Raw genomic sequence first — 21,065 nt, 5'->3', positions numbered from 1 at the left:
ATGATGAATTACCAATTGACATGCTGTACCTGTCTATCCCAAGCGTTTGCTGATCCCGGTTTGTAATCAGGATTTCTGATGCCAGGGATTCGTAATACCATTAAATGACCAATAGTAAATCATGATACTTTTAACAAAAAAGAATGTTGCTATACGAAGAAATTGCATTTTATGAAATGAATGCTTGGCTTCAAAAGATGAAGAAAAACCCTTCATTGATGAACAGGATGGCCAAGGGCGTGCAGCATCGGATCAATCATATCATTCCCGAAAAAGTACACCAAGCCATTACCTTTGCCATCGAAAAGATGGTGAAAGGAGTGCTTTTTGGCTCCAGCTATATCAATGCTTCCTTACCTGCTGAAGTAGGGTTCGAAAAAAGGGAAGAGAAAGTAAAAAGTAAGATCAAATGGTATAAGCGTACGGCTTCAGTAGAAGGGGCGGTGACTGGAGCAGGGGGGATTTTGATGGGGTTTGCTGATTTCCCCGCTTTTTTGACCATCAAGATGAAGATGATGTTTGAAATGGCTTCACTGTATGGGCATGATGTCAAGGATTTTAGAGAGCGACTTTTTATCCTGCATGTTTTCCAGCTGGCCTTTTGTAGCCAAAAGAAAAGAAATGAGCTGATCGGCATCATCGAAGACTGGGATAAGCATAAAGAGAACCTGCCCGTAAAAGGTGACGGGTTTGACTGGAGGAGTTTTCAGATCGAATACCGTGATTACATGGACTTGGCCAAGCTGGCACAGCTTATCCCGGTTATCGGAGCAGGAGTGGGGGCAGTGGCCAACTGGCAGCTTTCCGATCATCTCGGCAATACTGCCATGCAATGCTATCGCCTCAGGTATTTTGACCGAAAGGGAATGCTGGAGTGAGTCAGTTGGGGGGTAAAATGTCATATTTTGGATAAGCCCGCTGGCCAATGTCAAAGTCCTCTGGCAGCAGGTGTCCCAGCCTCCAAATTCCTTCCATTGCGGTGATAGCAACTTCTCTACTCCGCCGAGTGCCTGATTTCACCCTTTGCCACGCTCAGCATAGCAATCAGTAACAGCTTAATGGAGTAACCGACTCAAATCTTGTAAAATGCTGGTAGACACATGTCTCAGGTCTCAAGTCTCACTACTCACATCTCACATCTCACGACTCACCTACCGATTATTAAAATCCCGTAATTTGATCTGAGTAAATTTACGTTTGGTGTCCAGTGGGAAATCACCTTTCATCATCCAATCGTAGTAATTTGGTTCTTCTTTTAAAACTTGCGCTACAGGTTTACCCTTGTGCTTACCGAAATTGAAGCATTCGACACCTTCATCATTAAAAATAAACCTTCCGGCGAGGTCCACCATTTTTTCATTGATCAGCTGATGGACTTTCTTCATGTCGTTTTCGATAATGCCGAGCTTGTTTCCTTGCAGGTCAAAGGCTTCTTCGTCCTTGTACCTTTCTATCTGTGCTTTGAAAACTTCATAAGTGGCAATGGTGTCAGCTTCTGCACTATGGGCATTTTCGAGGTTTTTTCCGCAGTAGAATTTATACGCGGCGGTGAGGTTTCGCTTTTCCATCATGTGGAAAATTTTCTGAGCGTCCAGAAGGTTCCGCTTTTCGATGTCAAAATCGATACCGGCACGCAGAAATTCTTCTACCAAAAGCGGGATGTCAAATTTCAGGACATTGAACCCCGCGAGATCCGCTCCTTCCAAAAACTGGTGAAGTTCCTTAGCCACATCTTTGAAAGTAGGGGCGTCCTTGATGTCTTTATCATAAATACCATGGATCAGGGAGACTTCCTTGGGAATCGGAATGGTCGGGTTGATTTGCATGGTCTTGGTTTCTTCTTCTCCCCCCGGATGTACCTTTACGATGGATACTTCCACGATTCGATCCGTGGAAATATTGATGCCAGTAGCCTCTAGGTCAAAAAATGCAATGGGAGTTTTTAAGTTTAAATTCATCTTTAGAAGGGTTAACAGGAGAATTTGGACTTCGCAAATTGGAATGTTCCGTTAAAATTTTGTTTATCCTCCAAAGATAATGATTAGGATTTATCCTGCCCGACTAATACAAAAAAAGATAACAAAAGTGCTCTGTGTAGATAGGGATGTTATTCTAAAAGCCTCCTTTGGGCCAGCTTAGGAAGATAGACCCAAAGGAGGTATGAGTTAGGTTGTGTTTAATCTTTTACACACCGAATATTGGAAGGGATTTCCCTATAGAACTGTACCCTTCCTATGCCGCTGTCGGTATCTGATACTACTCTCCCAATCATGGCGTCTTCTCCGGAGGATTTTGGAGACCACCACAGACCTAAGCCCCCTCCATCATCTATATAAACGTAGTATCCTTTCGTCGATCCTGGAGGTTCTTCACTACAGCAATAATTGTTAAAACCATAAGCTGAAAAGCCTGATAGATTATTGGCGTCAGTGTTGTTAGTTGAATAGGGCCAATTGGTAGCTTTTATTTTGCTGCCAACTCCTTGAGTAATTCCGCGGAACTGCCCACCTAAAGTAGTCCTGAAAATGTCTAACTCTTCAGCGGGCATTCCAAGATATGCTTCCATTTCTTTCCAGTCCTCGTCTGTCGAAATATGCCAGTCACAAGGGCATATATTTCGCTCATCCAATATGACATCGCCTGTGTAATAGCCCCCTCGGTCTCCTGCGGGGTGATAGCCAGCAAATAGTACCAAAGGTACATTTTGTTCAACATACCCTTGGATGTAGGTGTCTTCGGGTACGAGCAGGGAATCGCCATTGCAAAAAACATCACTTTTAAGATTTTCTGCCATCCAATATTGTTCCCCAATTTTGACGATTGGGTAGCGATTGCCTGCGGCATCGGTTACCGTCTTTCCGTCCACTTCAATGAATTCTTCACTATATTCAAATGGGCCGATCGCTAACTCAATAAAATTGACTTCACCTTCATCGGTTTCATTGACTTGGAGATAAAAATTGTAATGATTGTGTTTATGCACTTGCACCACTTTTTCAAGGGGATTGTCTTGAAAGAAATCCTTGATAGTTATGGTGATAGTTTGGTCTTTCTTGACATAAGCATAGAAAAAACCTCGGGCGTATTCAAGATCATAATTTTGATCCCCATTTATATAAGCAGATTTAACAAATTCATCTTTGACCGTTACCAAACCATAATCGGTATTCCCCAGCATGGATATGTCCATATTGGTGGCTTCCAGGGTAAATTCCCCCTCAATTCGAAAAGGTAAATAATCTTCGTATTTATCACCCGGGACTTCAGCTTCGAACTCATATTTCCCATAGGGTAATTGTATTTGATAAGCTTCTGAAAAATCACGTGGCAAATAGGCCAATTTATATTCTTCCCCGGTGGATTTATTGGTGATGAACAATGTGTCCCATCTATTTAAAAAGATATGGTTCCAACTTGATGTCTCTGCAATTCTACTGTTGGGAAGGTCATGGCCAAAATCAATTTGAAGTTCCGAAAAACTTACCATTCCGCTATTGGGATCCTCGATGCTTTCTTGCACACATGATGCTGCAAGGATTAATAAAATGCAGCAATAGGTTATTGGGCTGTAATGTTTCATAGTAGAGAAAGTTTGGGTTATTGTATTATTTTACTTTAAAATATTTAAAAATAACTATATGTTAAAAATTTAATATATGAACAACTGTTTTTAGTGTGTATTAAATTGTTGTTTGTTATATGTAAGATCAGCGCTTTACTTTTAGGAGAGCGATGGCCATCAAAGCTAAAAAGTAAAGTTATGTCTGCTGAGCAGTCTCAACTTTTAAATATATTTTTGTTTTGATTGTGATTAGCTTTTGATATCTTTCGAGTAAGGCAGATCCTTCTTGGGGAAAGAAGAAATCCAAGAAAAGGCTTAGCCGTTTTGTTCATTGTTAATTTACTATTTTAAGCTAACTCATGTTAACGTTCAAATTAAACCCATTGACCTGCTTTTTGTTGTTAACCAGTGTATTGTTGGCCTGCAAGCAGAATAAGCAAACAGCAGATCAGGTGACTGCTAAATCCCAGCCCAACATCATCGTTATTTACATGGATGACTTGGGATATGGAGACATGAGTGCTTATGGAGCCACGGAGATCAGCACACCAAATATGGACAGGCTCGCCAATGAAGGTGTTCGCTTTACGAACGGATACGCTTCTTCGGCCACATGTACGCCAAGTCGCTATGCCCTGCTGACGGGAACGTATCCCTGGAGAAACGAAAATGCCAAGATTCTTCCCGGCACTGCACCATTGCTGATCGATACCGCGCAAATGACGTTGCCTAAAATGCTTAAACAGCAAGGATACTATACAGGGATCGTAGGAAAATGGCATCTCGGTTTGGGAAGTGGCAATGTGGATTGGAACGAAAAGATCAGTCCAAGTCCCAATGAAGTAGGTTTTGATTACAGCCATATTTTGGCCGCTACGCAGGATAGGGTGCCTACAGTCTATATCGAAAATGGTCATGTGGTAAACCTCGATCCCAATGATCCCATTGAGGTGAATTATCAGCAAAATTTTGAAGGCGAACCTACCGGAAAGGATAACCCCGAGATGCTCACGATGAAGTGGCATCATGGCCATAATAACAGCATCGTAAATGGTGTGCCCCGAATAGGATTTATGAAAGGCGGGGAGGCCGCTAAGTGGAGCGATGTGGATATGGCGGATCACTTTTTGGAAAAAGCCAAGGCATTTGTGAAGGGGCATAAGGACAAACCTTTCTTTTTATACTATGCCTTACAGCAGCCACATGTGCCGCGTACTCCAAATCCGAGATTTGTAGGTGCCACTGGAATGGGGCCTAGAGGTGATGTGATCGCAGAAGCTGACTGGTGTATCGGTGAGTTTATCAAAGCCTTGGAAGAAGTGGGTATTTTGGAAAATACGCTGATTGTATTTTCAAGTGACAATGGTCCTGTGCTAAACGACGGCTATTATGATGATGCGGTAGAAAAACTTGGTGACCACAGGCCTGCGGGGCCGCTGAGAGGCGGTAAATACAGCCTTTTCGAAGCGGGGACTCGGGTGCCATTTTCGGTGTACTGGAAAGGTAAGGTCACGCCGAAGGTTTCTGACGCTTTGGTTTGCCAAATGGATTTGATGGCTTCATTGGCTCATTTGGTGGACAGTGATAAGAAAGGGAAGGATAGTAAGGATTTATTGGACACATTTTTAGGGAACAGTGATGAAGGCAGGGATGAGCTGATCATTGAAGCTTCTGGCCGCACGGCATTGAGACAGGGCGACTTGATCATGATCCCTCCCTACCAAGGGCCCGCAGTAGCAAAGGCCGTCAATATTGAATTGGGAAATGACGATGAATATCAGCTCTATAACCTTAAAGAGGATATTGGCCAGCAACAAAACCTTGCATCATCCAAACCAGAAAAGCTCCAGGAAATGGTGGCAGCATATGAAAAGCAACGTGGAAGCGATCAAGGCGAAATAGAGCAGTTGGAATTAAAGTGACAATAGCCCAATAAGCGGTAGGCGTTTTTTAGTGCAGGCCGCTTATTGGACTTTTATATCCAAACGGATATCAAGGCATTTTTCGTTCATAAGCATTGTCTTCAAACACAACTTTATAATCCGATTCAAACAGGCCACTTGGAATATAGTAATCAGTAGAAATCACCTGAGCACCGGAACTTTTGGCTTTTTCAAATCGGCTGTAGTCGTTGTTTCTGGCCTCCTTGGTGCCAGCATCAGCTCGTGTTCTGACCATATAACCTTTGGAAACCAAGTCTTGGATATAATCATGATTGGCAACTGGGTCATTGATGATGCGGAAACCTGCATTTGGATTCCCTTCCTTGACATTGATAAAGAGTACTGCATCTTCCAAGTTGGGGTGAACAGAGCGGTAGCGGTTGTTTTTTTCTTCCTTTTCATCCAATACGAATAAAAATCTTCCCTTAACTTCTTCCAGTAGCGGCCAGCCTTCAGCCAAAACAGCCTCTTCCAAGGAAGCATATTCCCCCCGTACCATATCCGGAGTGATCAATTTTTCTTTGGGAAAAACTGATCGGATCTCTTTGTCGATACTGTCCAGTGCTGCGGCCGTAAAGGGAAGTGCAGGGGTCATCTGGGGTGAATTGCCGTCTTTGGCATTGATCAGGATGATGATCGGGCTGTGCTCCGAGTGGGCATAGCTCCAATTGGAAAGCTCATTCAGTGCGTCTTTGAATAACAAGTGGTGGCTTCTGAAATCGATGTCCTGGACGTGGAAGAGCTTCAGTCCTGCTTGGTCGAGTTTGCCGGCTTCATCAAAAGGTAAATGGGAAGTCCCTGCTGAATCAAGCTGTGCCAAGGCTTTTGGCTCGCTGTACCTTCCACCAACCGGATCATGGAACACATCCAGTTCTAGATTGCGCAGCCCTAGCTCCAGTTGCTCGTTTAAAGGAAGGTGATCATATTCCAGGGATATGGCCGCATTGGAATCCATTTCAGCAATCATGGTCATGACTTCAGGTTCGATTGCGATTTTATAGCTGTTGTGGCTACCGATTACCTGGATGTCATTAAGCCGCAAAGCTTTTTCGGTTTTATGCTCCTTACTGGGGTTACAAGCAGGTATTAGGGCCGTGATGATTGCAACAATAAGTAACTTGACACTCTTCATGATCATTCTGTTTATTTTAAAATAGAAGCGAAAATGCATCGATTTGGCATGACTTGGGCCATTTTGCGATGAAGGAATTATTAACTTTTATACTATCCATTAAGATGCCAATTTATTTCCTGCTGAAAGTGGATCGTCAGGACTTTTGTGAATCCTATTTTAACTTTTACAGGATTTTTTTAGCCTTCATAGACTAAACTTTACATTGTTCAGAGGGAAAGAAAGGTTTTCGACGCGATTGCCCCGTGCCATCGCCGTTTTAATACCCCTCAAAAAAGTATTTTATGTATGATATTTGTATGAGTTAGGTTATCAGAAAGAAAATTTACTGAAACTAAAAAAACGAAATGATGAAAAAGATCACCGTAACAACAAGCGTAAATGCACCAGTAGATAAAGTGTGGGCATATTGGACAGGTCCGGAGCATATTATGCGATGGAACAATGCATCCGATGATTGGCATACACCACATGCCAGCAATGACCTTCGTGAAGGGGGCGCTTTTACCTCCAGGATGGAGTCAAAAGATGGCACCATAGGTTTTGACTTTTCGGGGACTTATCAGGCCGTCCATGAAGGAAAAATGCTTTCCTATGCCTTGGACGATGGGAGAGAAGTGGAAGTGGTTTTTACTCCGGAAGATGACAAGACCATCATCAAAGAAACCTTTGACCCGGAACAGACGAATCCTATTGAGATGCAAAAAGGGGGCTGGCAGGCCATTCTTGATAATTTTAAAAAATATGTTGAAGGAAAGCAGCAGAATTAAAAGCTGATTTTCTTCATTTATCTACCCAAAAACCATAACCCATCATGAGCACCATTCAAACAACCCAGAACATTGTGCCGTTTCTTTGGTTTGACAAAGAGGCAGAAGAAGCCATTCGTTTTTATACCGGATTATTTCCCAACTCGGAGATCAAAAGAATGACCAAATGGCCTGAGGGAGGTCCTATGCCGGCAGGAACCGTTCAGATTGGGGATTTTGTCATCAATGGACTCAGGGTGCATGCCTTCGATGCAGGACCCAATTTTACGTTCAATGAAGCGGTTTCCTTTTTCGTGGAATGTGGAAATCAAGCCGAAATTGACCATTATTGGCACCAATTTATCGATCATGGAGGAGCAGAATCCCAGTGTGGGTGGCTAAAGGACAAGTACGGTTTTTCTTGGCAGATCGTACCCAAAGCGCTCACCGAAATGCTCTCTTCCAAAGATGTGGAAGGAGCCAAAAGGATGATGGAGGCGGTAATGAAAATGAAGAAGCTGGATATCGCCAAGCTTGAAGCGGCTTTTGGAGACTGAGTGTTTCCAAAAGCCTTCTGATAAGCGCCAGTATAATGACGATAGCAGCCGACTTAGGGAAGGAGCTTATTTGGGCATGGATCAGGAGGCTGCTGCCATTCTAGTGTAAGGTCAAACCTAGAACCTACGTACAATCCGGTGCGTCTTTTGGTCTATCGCTACGTTACAAAAATCCTTCCTTAGCTACGGCTAGGGGCGTTTATTGTGCCTTGATCTAGCTCAAAATCCACTACTGCCTTATCCGTCATTTATGCGTTGACTTGATACTAGCGGTCAGATTGATAACTTGCGTTCGATTTATAACCGCAATGATTGGATGCCGATTTAATGATCAAACTCAGATGAATGGCCAACAGAGTAGTCCAAATGGTGAAGGGGAAGTTTACTTAATGGTAATCGACTGTTGACAATAGAGCAACAATAGGTTGCCACATTTGTAAAAATCCTAATCCTAGAACAATGGACAAACTCCTTTGCAGCATTTGGAAACTTGTATGTGCTTTCCTAAGTTTATTTGTTTCGATAACATCATTTGCACAGCAGATAAGTATTCAGCCATATTTACAAAATGTTTCCCCCAATAGCGCCGTGGTGATGTGGCAAACCGATAGTGGAGAAGAGAGTATTGTGGAGTGGGGGGATACACCGAGCTTGGGAAATGAAGCCAAGGGTAAATCGATAGATATTAACTTCACTTCTGCAAGGGTGCATGAAGTGAAGATAAAGGGCTTGGAAAAATTCACCAACTACTATTATCGCGTCAGGACAGCGGAAGCTGTGTCTGATATATTTCAATTTAAGACACCACCGTTTGCCAACGATCATCGGCCGTTTAACCTTATCGCGATGAGCGATATGCAGATCGATGGCAATGCACGGGGCAAGTTCAGTGAGGTGGTCAATGAAGGGATTTTGGCCTATTTGGATGAGCAATTTGAGGGCGATGTGCCGGATAATTTGGGTATGGTGCTCATTCCCGGGGACTTGGTTCAGAATGGGGCAACCTATCACCAGTGGAAAGACCATTTTTTTGATCCAGCCAAAGCGTTGTTTGCCCAAGTGCCGGTTTACCCAGTTTTGGGCAATCATGAAAATCAATCCGTTTTTTATTTTAAGTACTTCAGCCTTCCCAAAAACGGCAGTCCTGAATATGCAGAGAATTGGTGGTATAAGGATTATGGAAATATTCGGGTGTTGGGGCTAAATTCAAACGTAGAGGATGGTATTGGAGGAAGTGATTTCCAACTGGCATGGCTGGATAAAGTACTTGCGGAAACAGAGAAAATGGAGGAAATCGATTTTGTTTTTGCACAAATGCACCACCCTCATAAGTCCGAACTGTGGATACCCGGGGAATCGGATTTTTCAGGTGGAGTAGTCAAAAGGTTAGAAGCATTTACCGAAAAAACGGGGAAGCCCAGTGTGCATTTTTTTGGGCACACTCACGGGTATTCCAGAGGACAGTCCAAGGATCATAAGCATCTATGGATCAATGTTGCCAGTGCTGGAGGAGCATTGGATAATTGGGGGGAATTTGAAGGAAGGGATTATGAGGAATTTACCGTTACCCAGGATGAATATGGATTTGTAATGGTGGAAGTGGATCCTGACCCTTCCAATCCTAAGTTTACAGTAAAACGTATCAGTCGTGGTAACCAGTACCATTGTAGGGACAATGAAATGACCGATTCCATTACGGTTTGGAAATATGAACAAAAGCCCCGTCCGCCGAAGGGGATATATCCCAAAAATGATCAAGTATCACCTCATGGCTTGGTATTGAAGGCAAATGATTTTGTCAGCGATCGAAAAGCCGCAGAGCATTCCGCATCCAATTGGCAGATTGGCACGGACGCAGGGTTTTCCAAGCCAATCGTGGATAGCTGGAAGCAAAGTGAAAATTGGTATTACAATGAGAACCAACAAAAAGATGACGACCTGCGTGATGAAAAGATCTTTAAAATGCTGGATCCTGGAAAAACGTACTATTGGCGTGTGAGGTATCGGGATCAAAATCTAAACTGGAGCGAGTGGTCCCCGTCATATAAGTTTGAAGTGATTCAAAAAGAATGACCACTTCAAGCTTCCGGTCCCAATTGAAAATGGAGCTAGCGGGAATTCATGATAAATAGGGCAGTCAATGCGGCTAAAACCGAAAACGTAGGATGGGCAATTTACCATGGGCTTCACCCATGGCTATAAATATATTGCCCATCTGGGCCTAGCTTTCGAGTGTAATCCTTCAATGCAGGCCCAACATACACTTGGTGCCTTTGTGGCATTTTTATTTATTCGTGATTTTACCCATATGAAAACTGGCAATCCCCAACTTTTACACCCTGTCCATTAAGAGCCTTGTTCCAACAGCTCCTTTACTTTTTCAATCGAGATAGGCTTGACGATAAAATTTTTGATAACGTTATATTCTTTTGCCTTTTTAGTGTCGTTGGGATCGATACTGCTGGATATGATATAAATGATAATATTGGTGTTGGGCGTTAACTTAAGAAATTCGTCCAGAAATTTCCAACCATTCCATATGGGCATATTAATATCCAAAAGGATCATGTCGGGCATGGATTCCCCTTTTTCGATTTTTGAGGATAAGCCTTCATATGCCTCATGACCATTTTGGTAAAACATGGCATTTACATTGAAATTTCCCATCTCAATGATCTTTTTTACTCCAAAAGTATATATAGGATCATCGTCTATAATACAAAGGCTCTTAATGTTTGTCATCTAAAAATTGATTAAATTAAGTAATTCTATGCGTGGTTTTTTTTCATCTTTTCGTTTAGGGTTAAGGAACTATCGCTTCCTGCTAATTTGAATGTTTTAAGCGTCCTAATCTATTAATAATTCGAGTAAAACAGCTAGTTATTTATCGAACACTTTAAACTGGTGACATTCAAACAAAATATACAGAAAATCGCTAACAATTAGTATTATATTAGGGCAAATATACAATTTTAAGTTAATAATACTCGTTCGTAGATTTTTTTGGCCCAAAATAATTGTGCTTGAGGAGCTTATGTTTTTCTAACATATTGGTTTTAAGTTGTTTTCGGGTTTTATTGATTCATACCGTCTAGGTATGACTAAAACTATGATTATATGCTTATAATCAGATTACTGCTGATTATTCATTTTCTGATTTCCACCTACACACACACATGAAAATGCAGGAAATCAGTCGATACATACTCCCATAAAAAAAAGAACGAATTGATTTGAATTACGTAATTTTAGTTGAATAACACAATAATAATCATATATTACTTGCTGTTTATTATATTTTAAGGAAGTCTTTTTATGCCTTAATCTCATTTAAAACCCACTACCGCCTTATCCAGCATTAAGGAGTTGGACTTGATACTAGTCTTATTGGCGTTGAAGTCTTTGGTCGATTTAAAAGCCATCATCAGCCCTGTCCAATCTGATTAGAGGCATAGCATGAAAATGGAGCCTTCATTGGCTGATGATGCTAAGCACTAGCTCTTTGGTAAGTGGTTTTCCGTTGGCCTTTTCTTTGATGTCCTTAAAAGCAAACCTAAAGTCACATCCATTTTTCCATTCACTGCATCCATATGCAGTGTTGCCTTTGATAATGGTACCTTTTCTGCATTTTGGGCAAGGAGGCATTTTGACGGGTATTGGTTTGGAAGGGGCGGGGGATTTATGGTCAAATTCCACTTCAAAGTTATCGGTCAATTTCAACACCCCTTCTACCTTTTGCCCCTCTATCTGAAAGCCTTTTAGTTTGGTGGTTGCCTTCTTTTCAATTAACCGTTGGACCTGCTTGTCGGTGAGTTTTTTGCCCATTACTTTCATGGGGAGGCGTAGATTGCATCCTGTTTTCCATTGGCTACAGCCATATGCGGTTTTGCCTTTGATGACATTGCCTTGGCCGCATTTGGGGCAAGAGACGTCATTAAGTCCCTTTGCAGTTCGTTTGGTAGGACTGTTTGTGGATTTGGCGGTGGAGGCGTTTTTGTTGCTGTCCGAAGCATAGGGAGAAGCCAAGCGTGGTTTATTGGATTCTTGTTTTACCTCTGTTACCAAGCTGGCCACCATTTTTTTCATGTTCGATATAAACTGGATGGCACTGAATTCCCCTTCCTCGATTTCTTTTAGTTGCTTTTCCCATTGGCCAGTAAGTTCAGCGGATTTCAGCAGTTCATTTTGGATCGTGCCAATAAGTTGGATGCCCATTTCTGTGGGGACGACCAGCTTTTTGTTCCGTTGGATATATTTACGCCTGAAAAGTGTCTCGATGATGCTTGCGCGTGTGGATGGCCTTCCAATACCATTGGATTTCATGAGCTCCCGGAGTTCGTCATCTTCTACCTGTTTGCCAGCCGTTTCCATGGCCCTGAGGAGGGAAGCCTCGGTATAGTTTTTGGGAGGTTTGGTGGTTTTTTCCTTTAGTGTGGGTTGATGCGGTCCATGTTCTCCTTTTTCGAATGCTGGGAGAATGCCTTCTTCATCTTCGTCCTTGCTGTCACCATCATCTTTTTCTTTTTTGTTGTCCTTTGCAAAAAGCGCCCGCCATCCCTCTTCCAGGATTTCCTTGCCTTTGGCGGTGAAGGTGGTATTTTCTATTTCTCCGCTCACTTGGGTTTTGGCGACTTTACAGTCGGGGTAAAATACCGCTAAAAATCTCCTGACAATAATGTCATAGACTTTTTGTTCAGTGTGGCCCAGTTGTTTTTCTTCGCCGGTAGGAATAATCGCATGGTGGTCGGTTACTTTTTTGTCATTAAAGACTTTGGGTGATTTTCGGATCTTCTTTGTCAGCAAAGGAGCCGTAAACTGATGGTAATTGCTAAGTCCTTTCAAAATCCCAGGGATCTTGGGATACATATCATTGGGAAGAAAAGTAGTGTCCACCCTTGGGTAGGTGACTACTTTCATTTCATATAGCCTCTGGACAGTTTTGAGGGTATTGTCAGCGGTAAGGTTGAATTTATTGTTGCAGTACACTTGTAAGCTGGTAAGGTCAAAGAGCTTTGGTGCATATTCTTTTCCCTCTTTTTGGTCTATGGCCGTGATCGTTAGATCTTTTCCAGTGATCTGTGCCAGTAGTGCTTCTCCGTTTTCTTTCTTAAGGAATTTTCCTTCGGTACTATTGAAGATGGTGTCCCTGTAAATGGTTTGTAATTCCCAGAATGGTTCAGGTTTGAAATTTTTGATCTCAAGGTGCCTGTTGACAAGCATGGCCAGGGTGGGGGTCTGCACCCGTCCGATGGAGAGAACTTGCTTATATCCCCCGTACTTGAGCGTGTATAGCCGGGTGGCATTCATGCCCAGCAGCCAATCGCCGATTGCCCTGGAGCTTCCGGCATAATATAGGTTGTCAAATTCCTCGGCAGGCTTTAGGTTTTCGAAACCCGACTGGATAGACTCCTGGGTCAATGAAGAAATCCACAGCCGTTGTACCTTTCCTTGGTAATCCGCTTGCTTTAGTACCCATCGTTGGATGAGCTCGCCCTCTTGGCCTGCATCACCACAGTTGATTACCGTTTCGGCCTTGTTTACCAGGTTACGGATGATCTTAAATTGTTTTTTTACACCACTATCCGGAATGACCTTCGTCTCGAAACGTTTGGGCAACATGGGAAGGGTGTAAAGGTCCCAACGCTTCCATGTAGGATCATAATCCTCTGGGGGATAAAGGGAACAAAAATGGCCAAAGGTCCACGTAACCTGATAGCCATTCCCTTCAAAATACCCATCCTTGCGGCTCTTGGCACCGATGACTTGGGCTATTTCTCGGGCTACACTTGGTTTTTCGGCAATACAAACTTTCATTCCAAAAAGGATAAAAGAGGCTGTTTCATGAGACATCTTTCAGGCAGTAGGAGAAATGTTACTTCCCTACACTGCTGTGTGAATACAGTACTTGGATGCTTTCTCGGTATGGAACAGGACAGGCACCGGCCTGAGCATGACAAGATATTGGACTTATGAAACAGCCCCTAAATGGAATCTTAAAATTAGTCAAGTAAAGTAATTTGCCCCAACTTTTTCCTTATTTCTTATCCCCATCATTTTATGATAAAAAGTGGTAATTGGACCGATCCATTTATCCCATCACCAATTCAAAATTGACCATGGCACCGGCCTTGGACCCTGCGGCTACGGCCATGGCGACAGCACGAAGAGGACTCGAATTGTCCCCCGCTGCATAGATGCCCGGAACAGTCGTTTCCTGTTTTTCATTGACGACCAGGTAGCCATGTTCATTTAATTGGCACCCTAATTTTTCAGGTAAGTCGGTATGTTGTGAAAAAGGGATCGCTGCATACATTACGCCCAAGGGCAAAGAACGGTCAGACGAAAAATGGATTTCTTGCAGTTTGCCGTCCTTATGGTGGAGAGCGGTGATGGGATCGGTCATGATACGGATGCCGTCAGTCTCTAGCGCTTCTTGTTGGTCTGAAGTAAGGGTGGAAGGGCCATTTGTAAGAAGGGTAAGGTCACTGGTCCAGTTTTGAAGGAGTTTGCCCAAATGAAAAGCCTTGTCCCCATTGGCCATAATGGCAGTAGGCAGGTTTTTTACCTCGTATCCATGGCAATAAGGACAGTGGATCACCGATTTTCCCCAGCAGTCAGCAAATCCATCAATCTCAGGCATGTGGTCCTTGATGCCTGCTGCGAAGAGCAGTTTTTTACCCAGATAAGTAGTCCCTGAGGCTGTGTTCAATTCAAAACCTTCTGCTTGTTTTTTTGCATCAATGGCTCGATCGTTTTCAATGTGGACCGTCGGGTACTGGAGTACTTGTTCTCGGCCAGTAGCAGCAATTTCACCAGGCTTTTTCCCATCTTGGGTGAGGAAGTTGTGTGAATGGGGTGTTTGTTTGTTGCAGGGATTGCCACTGTCTATGATAAGGACTTTTCGTAAAGCCCGCCCCAAGGACATGGCGGCTGACAGTCCTGCATAGCTGCCACCGACAATGATCGCATCGTAGGAGTTTGTTTTCATGGTGTGATTTTAGATTGAATATTAATTTGGTACATAATGCAACATTGTTGCGTAAATAAAAGTTTCAACTCCAGATTTACTTTTTATTTACAATAGTTTCCAGTGGTTGCCATGGTGCCGATGTGGCGATGACTTTTTATTTACGATTCACTACAAATCCCCTTTAAATAAGATAGCCAATATCTAACTTTTTGCAATAATCAGGTTTGTTGATTGATTTATTCTCAATGATTTTAGTAATGTTCAAAGGGAAATGTAATTCATGCAAGGGTAGGGCTTCTCGCTATTTTGCCCTATTAGTATGGTGTGCAGGGCTTTTCTTTTTATTGTCGATGCGGCAGCTTCAAGCGCAGAATTTGCCCTTGAACCAGCCTGTTTTCCAGGATTATATCCGCCGGGAGCAGCTTATCGATACCACGAGTGGTCCACTCAGTTTTAATGTCCGCCCTTTGTACCTCACTAAAATAGAGGAGGAAAAGTACAGCGAGTTGATGACAAATGGCCTGCTAGGGAAGGTAGTGGACAAGGGGGCGTTTACCCTTAGGGTCATGCCTGCAACACTGACCCATACCTTCAACTCCACTTATCCCTACGGCTGGGGAAATGGAGCAGAGGTACCTGCAAAAGGTCAGCAGTTCTTGATGAATGCAGGAGTTCACATGCAGGCCGGCCCTGTGAGCATCCAGCTTTATCCTCAATATCACTATGCACAGAACCAGCCATTCGAAGAATACCCAGAAGATGCGCCCCTTACTTTTTTTGAGTTTATGGAGCGTGGAGCGGGTGATATAGATCTACCGGTGCGGTATGGAGATGGGCCGATAAATGAGCTGTTGCCTGGAAATTCACATGTAAAAGTGATGTTTGGGGGATTTGCGGCTGGAGTCTCCACCGAAAATATCTGGTGGGGTCCGGCGAGATTTAACCCATTGATGCTTGGAGACAATGCCCAAGGATTTCCTCATGTCACACTGCACACGACCAAGCCTGTAAAGACCTTTTTGGGACATTTTGAAGGACAATATATCATGGGGAGGCTGGGAGGTAGCGGGCATACTTATTATAGTGATAGCGCTTATTCGTCTGTTTTTGAACCGATTGAAGAGGATGATTGGCGGTATTTTACAGGTATTACTGTCTCCTATTCTCCCAAATGGTTGCCTGGGTTGTCGTTAGGCGCAAGCCGTGCCTTTCAGATCTATAGAGGAGACATGGCCGACAATGCCAGGGCGTGGGTTCCATTGTTTTCTCCACTTCCAAAAGATGGAGAGGGCGTACTGGAAAATGTTAATAAACGGGAAGATCAAGTGCTGGAGTTTTTCTTCAGGTGGGCGATACCTGAGGCACACAGTGAGTTCTATTTTGAATTTATGCGTACGGACCACTCCTTAAATTGGAGAGAAACCATTCTTAATCCAGAGCATTCCCGTGGCTATGTGATAGGAGCAAGCAAGTATATTCCCATCACCAATGGACAATATATTGGGGTCAGTTTAGAGATGACCCAGACTCAGAATTCCATTAACAATATTATAAAATGGGACGGATTGCCAAATAGGGGGCGCGGTCTCTATGACAATTACCAAGTGATCCACGGGGTGACACACAGAGGACAAGTCCTAGGCTCAGGTTTGGGGAGAAGCGGAAATATCCAGATTCTCGAAATCAGCCATGTAAAGGGGCTAAGGAAGATCGCCTTGCAATTGGAGCGTTATGCTCGCGATCAGAATTTTTATCACTATGCCAACAGCAACGGTGAACAGGTGGCTCCATGGATTGATTTTGCTGTAGGGGGAAAATATGAAGATGAGATTGTGGACCACTTGCTCTTACAGGCGCAAGTGAGGATGATCAAGGGAATGAACTATAATTTTTATGCGCCTTACTACAATGAAAAAGATGGTCGCTATCGGGGAGATCCGGCGTTTAACTTAAATACAAATATTGGGCTTTCCTATCTCTTTTAAAGGGAAGAGTTGTGTGTGGATAAGGTGATTATGTAAATGAAATGCATAAAATATTATAATTAAATATAATAGCATTTAATTATAATATTTACTCACTTTATTTACCTATAGTTATTTTAATTATTTAAAAATCAATATAAATTTTAATTTAACATTACGGTTGTCACATGCGGTATGTGTCCGGTAGCATAAAGCAGGATACGTTTCGAGTGAACCCTTTATAGCCTAATAAATCAGCACCAACACCTGGTTTTTTTAATGAATTATTTCTGTCCAAAACCAAAACTTAATGTCTTATGAATGGTTCAGTTGTACATTTTAGAGAAAGTGAGAACAATGTGGGGTTAATGAATAGGCCCCAATTGAGAAAAAACGCACAAGGAGAGCATTCTCCCATGGTATCATCAGGTTATAACAAGGTAAACTTGGTGGTGAAAAGAGCTTCAGACATCCTGATAGCACTGATGTTTATGGTTGTCATAGGGTTTTGGTTATTTCCGATCATGGCACTTTTGATAAAATTGGACTCCAAAGGGCCTGTGTTTTTTAAGCAAAAGCGCCACGGCAAGGACAATGAGCTGTTCTTCTGTTATAAGTTTAGAAGCATGGTAGTCAACCAAGAAGCCGATACAAAGCAGGCCACGAAGAATGACTCCCGGGTAACCCGTGTAGGGAAATTTATCCGCAAGACCAGTATTGATGAACTGCCGCAGTTGATCAATGTTTTCAAAGGAGATATGTCCATCGTAGGGCCACGACCTCATCCGGTGTCTTTGAATGAGCAGTTTTCCTCTCAGATAAATGGTTTCATGTCACGGCATCACTCGAAGCCAGGGCTGACTGGACTTGCTCAGGCCAAGGGGTACAGGGGCGAAACGGCGGAGTTTTATCAAATGTACGCCCGCTATCGCATGGATATTTTTTACCTTAAAAAATGGAATCCAGTCTTGGACTATAAGATCATTTGGATGACTTTTTTGAGTTTACTGCTTGATCGCGAAAATGCTTATTGACTAAGGGCATCGAACTTCAACTTAAAAAGTCCTTCGCAGCTGAAGGACTTTTTTTAATCAAAAATAAATCTATTACCATTTAAGTAGTATTAAATGAAGTATTTAGTGACAGGCACTGCTGGGTTTATTGGCTTTCACGTAGCCAAAAAATTGCTGGAAAGAGGGGAGGAGGTAATCGGAGTGGACTCCATCAATGATTATTATGATATCAACTTAAAATATAGCCGATTAGAGGCGACCGGTATTTTGAGGGATCAAGTAGTGGCAGGAAAGTATATTCGGTCAACCGACTATGCAAATTATATCTTTGTAAAACTGGACTTGGCCGATAAGATTTCCCTTATGGAATTGATGGCTCAATTTAAAATTGATGTGGTCATTCATTTGGCAGCGCAGGCAGGGGTAAGGTATTCTCTTGAGCATCCAGATGCTTATGTGCAGGCAAACATCCAAGGCTTCTTGAATGTATTGGAAGCCTGCAGGCAATATCCCGTTAAGCACTTGGTATATGCTTCCTCAAGTTCTGTTTATGGAGCCAATAAAATGATGCCCTTTTCGACAGCGCATGGGGTGGATCACCCCGTAAGTCTATATGCTGCAACCAAAAAGTCCAATGAACTTATGGCCCACACCTATAGCCATTTGTTTCAAATCCCCACGACCGGGTTACGTTTTTTTACAGTGTATGGACCCTGGGGCAGGCCGGATATGGCGATGTTTCTCTTCGCTGATGCCATTAGAAAAGGTGAGCCGATCAAGGTGTTTAATCACGGTAAGATGGAAAGGGATTTTACCTATATCGATGATATAGTGGCGGGTGTCATAAAGGTAGCCGATAAACCCGCTCAGCCAGATCAGAACTGGCACGAATCCCCAAAAACAAGCACTTCTTACGTTCCCTATAAAGTGTATAATATCGGAAACAGCACACCTGTCAAGCTGATGGATTACATCCAAGCTTTGGAAAAAGCGATGGGTAAAAGTGCGAAAAAGACAATGATGCCTATGCAGGCCGGAGACGTGGTTTCCACGTATGCTGATGTGCAAGATCTAACAAGGGATACTGGATATAGACCCGATACTCCTCTGGAGAAGGGTGTGAGGCAATTTGTGGACTGGTATTCTTCCTATTATGGATTCAGTCGGAAGAGTAGGGAGCATCTTACTCCATGATAAAATCCTGAGAAAGGTACGGTATGGGGGATTACAAATCCCCATTACTGCGGTTCGGGATTACAAATCCCGAACATACAAATTCCGAACATACAAATCCCTAACAGCTAAGTTTATCTTTCTGTGACAGCTGATGTGCCCAGAGCGACTTAAGCTGACGGCTATGACCGTCAGGCAGGCTTCGCTCCGCTCGTGATGATGCATTGTTCAATTATGAGACAGCCTCATGAAGACGAGTCCCCTCAGAAATATTGCTTGGTTCCTATTAACCTCAGTTCGATTATAAAACCGTCACTGCGAGGCTTAGAGAAAGGCCTGAGCGGGTGGAAGCCGTGGCAGCTCGCCGCGGCGAGTTGCCACACCCTTTTCCAACCCACATCCTCCTAAAAGGGTTCGCAACGACGCTTTTAATGCTAAAAATAAGTCGAGCTCAGGTTATTATGCAGAAAGATTTCCTCCTGGAGCCATGGATAAGGAAGCCAGAAGGTCACTTGCTGTTTTAGGTTAGTTGACTGAAAGTACTTTTCTGTCTTCTAGAATACCTTTGAGTTTTTTTAGAAACCCCCTTCTCATAGGAATGGTTTGCCCCCCGACGGTCAATTCTTTGGCGTTATAAGCGTGGATATGGTTTACATTGATGGTGAAAGATTTGTGGATGCGGAGAAATGTCTCGTCAGGCAGTTTTTCAGTGACATCTTTAAGGATATCCCGAATCGTGTAAGGCTTGGACAATGTGTAAATTTTGGTGTACAGTCCGTCTGCCTCCAACACAGTGATGTCTTCTACAGGAACGGGTACCAAGAAGCCTTTATCCCTGATTTTTAGGGTTTGGGGCTTGACTTTTTCCTTGGGGGCTTCTTGGTTTTTAAAAGTAAGATAAAGGCAAGTCTTTAGCGTATCGATCTGAAATGGCTTCAGCAGATATCCTTCATAATTCACTTTGGAAATCCTATCCAGTATCATTTTGTCGGAATAGCCTGTCAAAAAAATAATGGGGATACGATACGATTCCTTTATTTTCTTTGCCAATTCGATCCCATCCATATCTCCATCTATCAGTACGTCCATAAGGATGAGATCTGGCTGGCTATATCTAAGATAGTCAAGCACCATATTACCATCAGAGATGATGGGGGCTACATTATAGCCTAGTACCGTTAAGATTTCTTCCAAGTTTTCTCCTAAATCCAATTCGTCTTCTACGATTAAAACTTTCTTCATAGTTGTGGTAGTCTAATGTGTGGTCAAATAATTTCTACTCCTAAATAATTGGTACTCTCCGATCCTGCTGTCCGAAGGATCAAAGAAAAAGGGTTTAAGGCTTGTACGTTACTGGAAGTAGTTGGTGTAATTCCAGTTAACCTCTAGGTTAGATTTTGGGTGAATCGAGGCGTAATACTAATTGATTGAGGTGTTCTCTATAACTTCAAGCCATTCTAGTAGGTTGGTTTCGTTTTATCCATTTTGCGTATTCGTTCTACAAAATGGGTAGTGTGTTGTTGGAGTAGTGGAATGGTGGCCAAAAGCGTTAAGGTAAACTTTTTATCGTTGATGATTGAAACTTGCTGTTTTTTTAATTCTTATTCATTTTATATAATTATATTTTGTTCAATGATTATTGATATTTATTATAAAAATATGTATTTATTTTTAAGAAATGTAACTAATCGTAAATGTTTGGCACTTATTTGTAAACAAATTGTAATCAACGTGTCATTTATTTTTAGATAGTTAATGAAATGCAAATAATGTAATTGATTTGATGTTTTTTGTTTACGACTGATCGATTTTGGTTGATGAATATCAAAATATATGCCTTTTTATTGAAGTGTAGTAAAATAGTCATAATTACCTAAAAAGGTTTTAAAAAAAATAGAAATCCATTTTCTCTGTTCGATTAATTAGTGGCAGTATTCATTTTCTTTGATTATTTGTTGCAAGCAAACATTCAAGGGTTTGGGATGGCATTATATGAGCAATA

At 42.5% G+C, this 21,065-nt stretch carries 15 protein-coding genes; 8 read left to right on the top strand and 7 right to left on the bottom strand.

Features of this window, described 5'->3' with window-relative positions:
* Positions 1 to 143: 143 nt before the first annotated feature.
* Positions 144 to 878, top strand: a complete 735-nt coding sequence (locus tag FDP09_RS18400) for an EcsC family protein (RefSeq protein WP_137404060.1) — start codon at positions 144 to 146, stop codon at positions 876 to 878.
* Positions 879 to 1,151: 273 nt separating this feature from the next.
* Here FDP09_RS18400 and FDP09_RS18395 read toward each other — a convergent pair whose 3' ends face one another.
* Positions 1,152 to 1,958 carry a 3'-5' exonuclease gene (locus FDP09_RS18395; protein ID WP_137404059.1) on the bottom strand — a complete coding sequence of 269 codons (807 nt, stop codon included), beginning with the start codon at positions 1,956 to 1,958 and terminating at the stop codon, positions 1,152 to 1,154.
* 218 nt (positions 1,959 to 2,176) lie between these two features.
* A complete protein-coding gene (locus FDP09_RS18390; RefSeq protein WP_137404058.1) occupies positions 2,177 to 3,580 on the bottom strand; it encodes a fibrobacter succinogenes major paralogous domain-containing protein in 1,404 nt (467 codons plus the stop codon).
* A gap of 341 nt (positions 3,581 to 3,921) precedes the next feature.
* Here FDP09_RS18390 and FDP09_RS18385 point away from each other — a divergent pair, with 341 nt between their 5' ends.
* Entirely contained in the window at positions 3,922 to 5,484 is a 1,563-nt protein-coding gene (locus FDP09_RS18385) for a sulfatase family protein (RefSeq protein WP_137404057.1), read from the top strand.
* A gap of 70 nt (positions 5,485 to 5,554) precedes the next feature.
* Here FDP09_RS18385 and FDP09_RS18380 read toward each other — a convergent pair whose 3' ends face one another.
* Positions 5,555 to 6,637: a phosphatidylinositol-specific phospholipase C1-like protein gene (locus tag FDP09_RS18380; protein ID WP_137404056.1), complete on the bottom strand. Its 1,083-nt coding sequence runs from the start codon at positions 6,635 to 6,637 to the stop codon at positions 5,555 to 5,557.
* A 350-nt stretch (positions 6,638 to 6,987) separates the two neighbouring features.
* On the opposite strand from FDP09_RS18380, the gene FDP09_RS18375 reads away from it, so the two are divergent.
* The 3 genes from FDP09_RS18375 to FDP09_RS18365 all read left to right on the top strand — a co-directional run bounded on the left by FDP09_RS18375 (position 6,988) and on the right by FDP09_RS18365 (position 10,016).
* A complete protein-coding gene (locus FDP09_RS18375; RefSeq protein ID WP_137405088.1) occupies positions 6,988 to 7,407 on the top strand; it encodes an SRPBCC family protein in 420 nt (139 codons plus the stop codon).
* Positions 7,408 to 7,451: 44 nt separating this feature from the next.
* Positions 7,452 to 7,943 carry a VOC family protein gene (locus FDP09_RS18370; RefSeq protein WP_137404055.1) on the top strand — a complete coding sequence of 164 codons (492 nt, stop codon included), beginning with the start codon at positions 7,452 to 7,454 and terminating at the stop codon, positions 7,941 to 7,943.
* 459 nt (positions 7,944 to 8,402) lie between these two features.
* Positions 8,403 to 10,016 carry a fibronectin type III domain-containing protein gene (locus FDP09_RS18365; protein ID WP_137404054.1) on the top strand — a complete coding sequence of 538 codons (1,614 nt, stop codon included), beginning with the start codon at positions 8,403 to 8,405 and terminating at the stop codon, positions 10,014 to 10,016.
* Positions 10,017 to 10,289: 273 nt separating this feature from the next.
* Here the strand turns inward: FDP09_RS18365 and FDP09_RS18360 are convergent, their stop codons facing one another.
* The 3 genes from FDP09_RS18360 to FDP09_RS18350 all read right to left on the bottom strand — a co-directional run bounded on the left by FDP09_RS18360 (position 10,290) and on the right by FDP09_RS18350 (position 14,931).
* Positions 10,290 to 10,685, bottom strand: a complete 396-nt coding sequence (locus FDP09_RS18360) for a response regulator (protein WP_137404053.1) — start codon at positions 10,683 to 10,685, stop codon at positions 10,290 to 10,292.
* 729 nt (positions 10,686 to 11,414) lie between these two features.
* On the bottom strand, positions 11,415 to 13,757 hold the full coding sequence (locus FDP09_RS18355; RefSeq protein WP_137404052.1) for a type IA DNA topoisomerase: 2,343 nt from the start codon (positions 13,755 to 13,757) through the stop codon (positions 11,415 to 11,417).
* A gap of 274 nt (positions 13,758 to 14,031) precedes the next feature.
* Entirely contained in the window at positions 14,032 to 14,931 is a 900-nt protein-coding gene (locus tag FDP09_RS18350; RefSeq protein WP_137404051.1) for an NAD(P)/FAD-dependent oxidoreductase, read from the bottom strand.
* A 239-nt stretch (positions 14,932 to 15,170) separates the two neighbouring features.
* Between FDP09_RS18350 and FDP09_RS18345 the strand changes: the two genes are divergently transcribed.
* From FDP09_RS18345 to FDP09_RS18335, 3 genes are all read left to right on the top strand, one after another.
* Positions 15,171 to 16,898 carry a capsule assembly Wzi family protein gene (locus tag FDP09_RS18345; protein WP_187328708.1) on the top strand — a complete coding sequence of 576 codons (1,728 nt, stop codon included), beginning with the start codon at positions 15,171 to 15,173 and terminating at the stop codon, positions 16,896 to 16,898.
* Between the two features lie 296 nt (positions 16,899 to 17,194).
* Positions 17,195 to 17,911 carry a sugar transferase gene (locus FDP09_RS18340; RefSeq protein ID WP_137404049.1) on the top strand — a complete coding sequence of 239 codons (717 nt, stop codon included), beginning with the start codon at positions 17,195 to 17,197 and terminating at the stop codon, positions 17,909 to 17,911.
* 93 nt (positions 17,912 to 18,004) lie between these two features.
* Positions 18,005 to 19,084: an NAD-dependent epimerase gene (locus tag FDP09_RS18335; RefSeq protein ID WP_137404048.1), complete on the top strand. Its 1,080-nt coding sequence runs from the start codon at positions 18,005 to 18,007 to the stop codon at positions 19,082 to 19,084.
* Between the two features lie 504 nt (positions 19,085 to 19,588).
* On the opposite strand, the gene FDP09_RS18330 is transcribed toward FDP09_RS18335, so the two are convergent.
* Positions 19,589 to 20,305 (bottom strand): LytR/AlgR family response regulator transcription factor, encoded by a 717-nt coding sequence (locus FDP09_RS18330; protein ID WP_137404047.1) that lies wholly within the window; start codon positions 20,303 to 20,305, stop codon positions 19,589 to 19,591.
* Positions 20,306 to 21,065 lie beyond the last annotated feature (760 nt).

This window comes from Echinicola rosea (assembly GCF_005281475.1).
Classification (GTDB): Bacteria; Bacteroidota; Bacteroidia; order Cytophagales; family Cyclobacteriaceae; genus Echinicola; species Echinicola rosea.
This window is presented reverse-complemented; position numbering and strand designations above follow the sequence as displayed.

Coding starts and splice junctions, on each gene's coding strand:
- FDP09_RS18340 (WP_137404049.1), top strand. CDS start 17,195: ATGAATGGTTCAGTTGTACATTTTAGAGAAAGTGAGAACAATGTGGGG.
- FDP09_RS18395 (WP_137404059.1), bottom strand. CDS start 1,958: ATGAATTTAAACTTAAAAACTCCCATTGCATTTTTTGACCTAGAGGCT.
- FDP09_RS18375 (WP_137405088.1), top strand. CDS start 6,988: ATGAAAAAGATCACCGTAACAACAAGCGTAAATGCACCAGTAGATAAA.
- FDP09_RS18365 (WP_137404054.1), top strand. CDS start 8,403: ATGGACAAACTCCTTTGCAGCATTTGGAAACTTGTATGTGCTTTCCTA.
- FDP09_RS18360 (WP_137404053.1), bottom strand. CDS start 10,685: ATGACAAACATTAAGAGCCTTTGTATTATAGACGATGATCCTATATAT.
- FDP09_RS18390 (WP_137404058.1), bottom strand. CDS start 3,580: ATGAAACATTACAGCCCAATAACCTATTGCTGCATTTTATTAATCCTT.
- FDP09_RS18370 (WP_137404055.1), top strand. CDS start 7,452: ATGAGCACCATTCAAACAACCCAGAACATTGTGCCGTTTCTTTGGTTT.
- FDP09_RS18385 (WP_137404057.1), top strand. CDS start 3,922: ATGTTAACGTTCAAATTAAACCCATTGACCTGCTTTTTGTTGTTAACC.
- FDP09_RS18355 (WP_137404052.1), bottom strand. CDS start 13,757: ATGAAAGTTTGTATTGCCGAAAAACCAAGTGTAGCCCGAGAAATAGCC.
- FDP09_RS18335 (WP_137404048.1), top strand. CDS start 18,005: ATGAAGTATTTAGTGACAGGCACTGCTGGGTTTATTGGCTTTCACGTA.
- FDP09_RS18380 (WP_137404056.1), bottom strand. CDS start 6,637: ATGAAGAGTGTCAAGTTACTTATTGTTGCAATCATCACGGCCCTAATA.
- FDP09_RS18330 (WP_137404047.1), bottom strand. CDS start 20,305: ATGAAGAAAGTTTTAATCGTAGAAGACGAATTGGATTTAGGAGAAAAC.
- FDP09_RS18400 (WP_137404060.1), top strand. CDS start 144: ATGTTGCTATACGAAGAAATTGCATTTTATGAAATGAATGCTTGGCTT.
- FDP09_RS18350 (WP_137404051.1), bottom strand. CDS start 14,931: ATGAAAACAAACTCCTACGATGCGATCATTGTCGGTGGCAGCTATGCA.
- FDP09_RS18345 (WP_187328708.1), top strand. CDS start 15,171: ATGTTCAAAGGGAAATGTAATTCATGCAAGGGTAGGGCTTCTCGCTAT.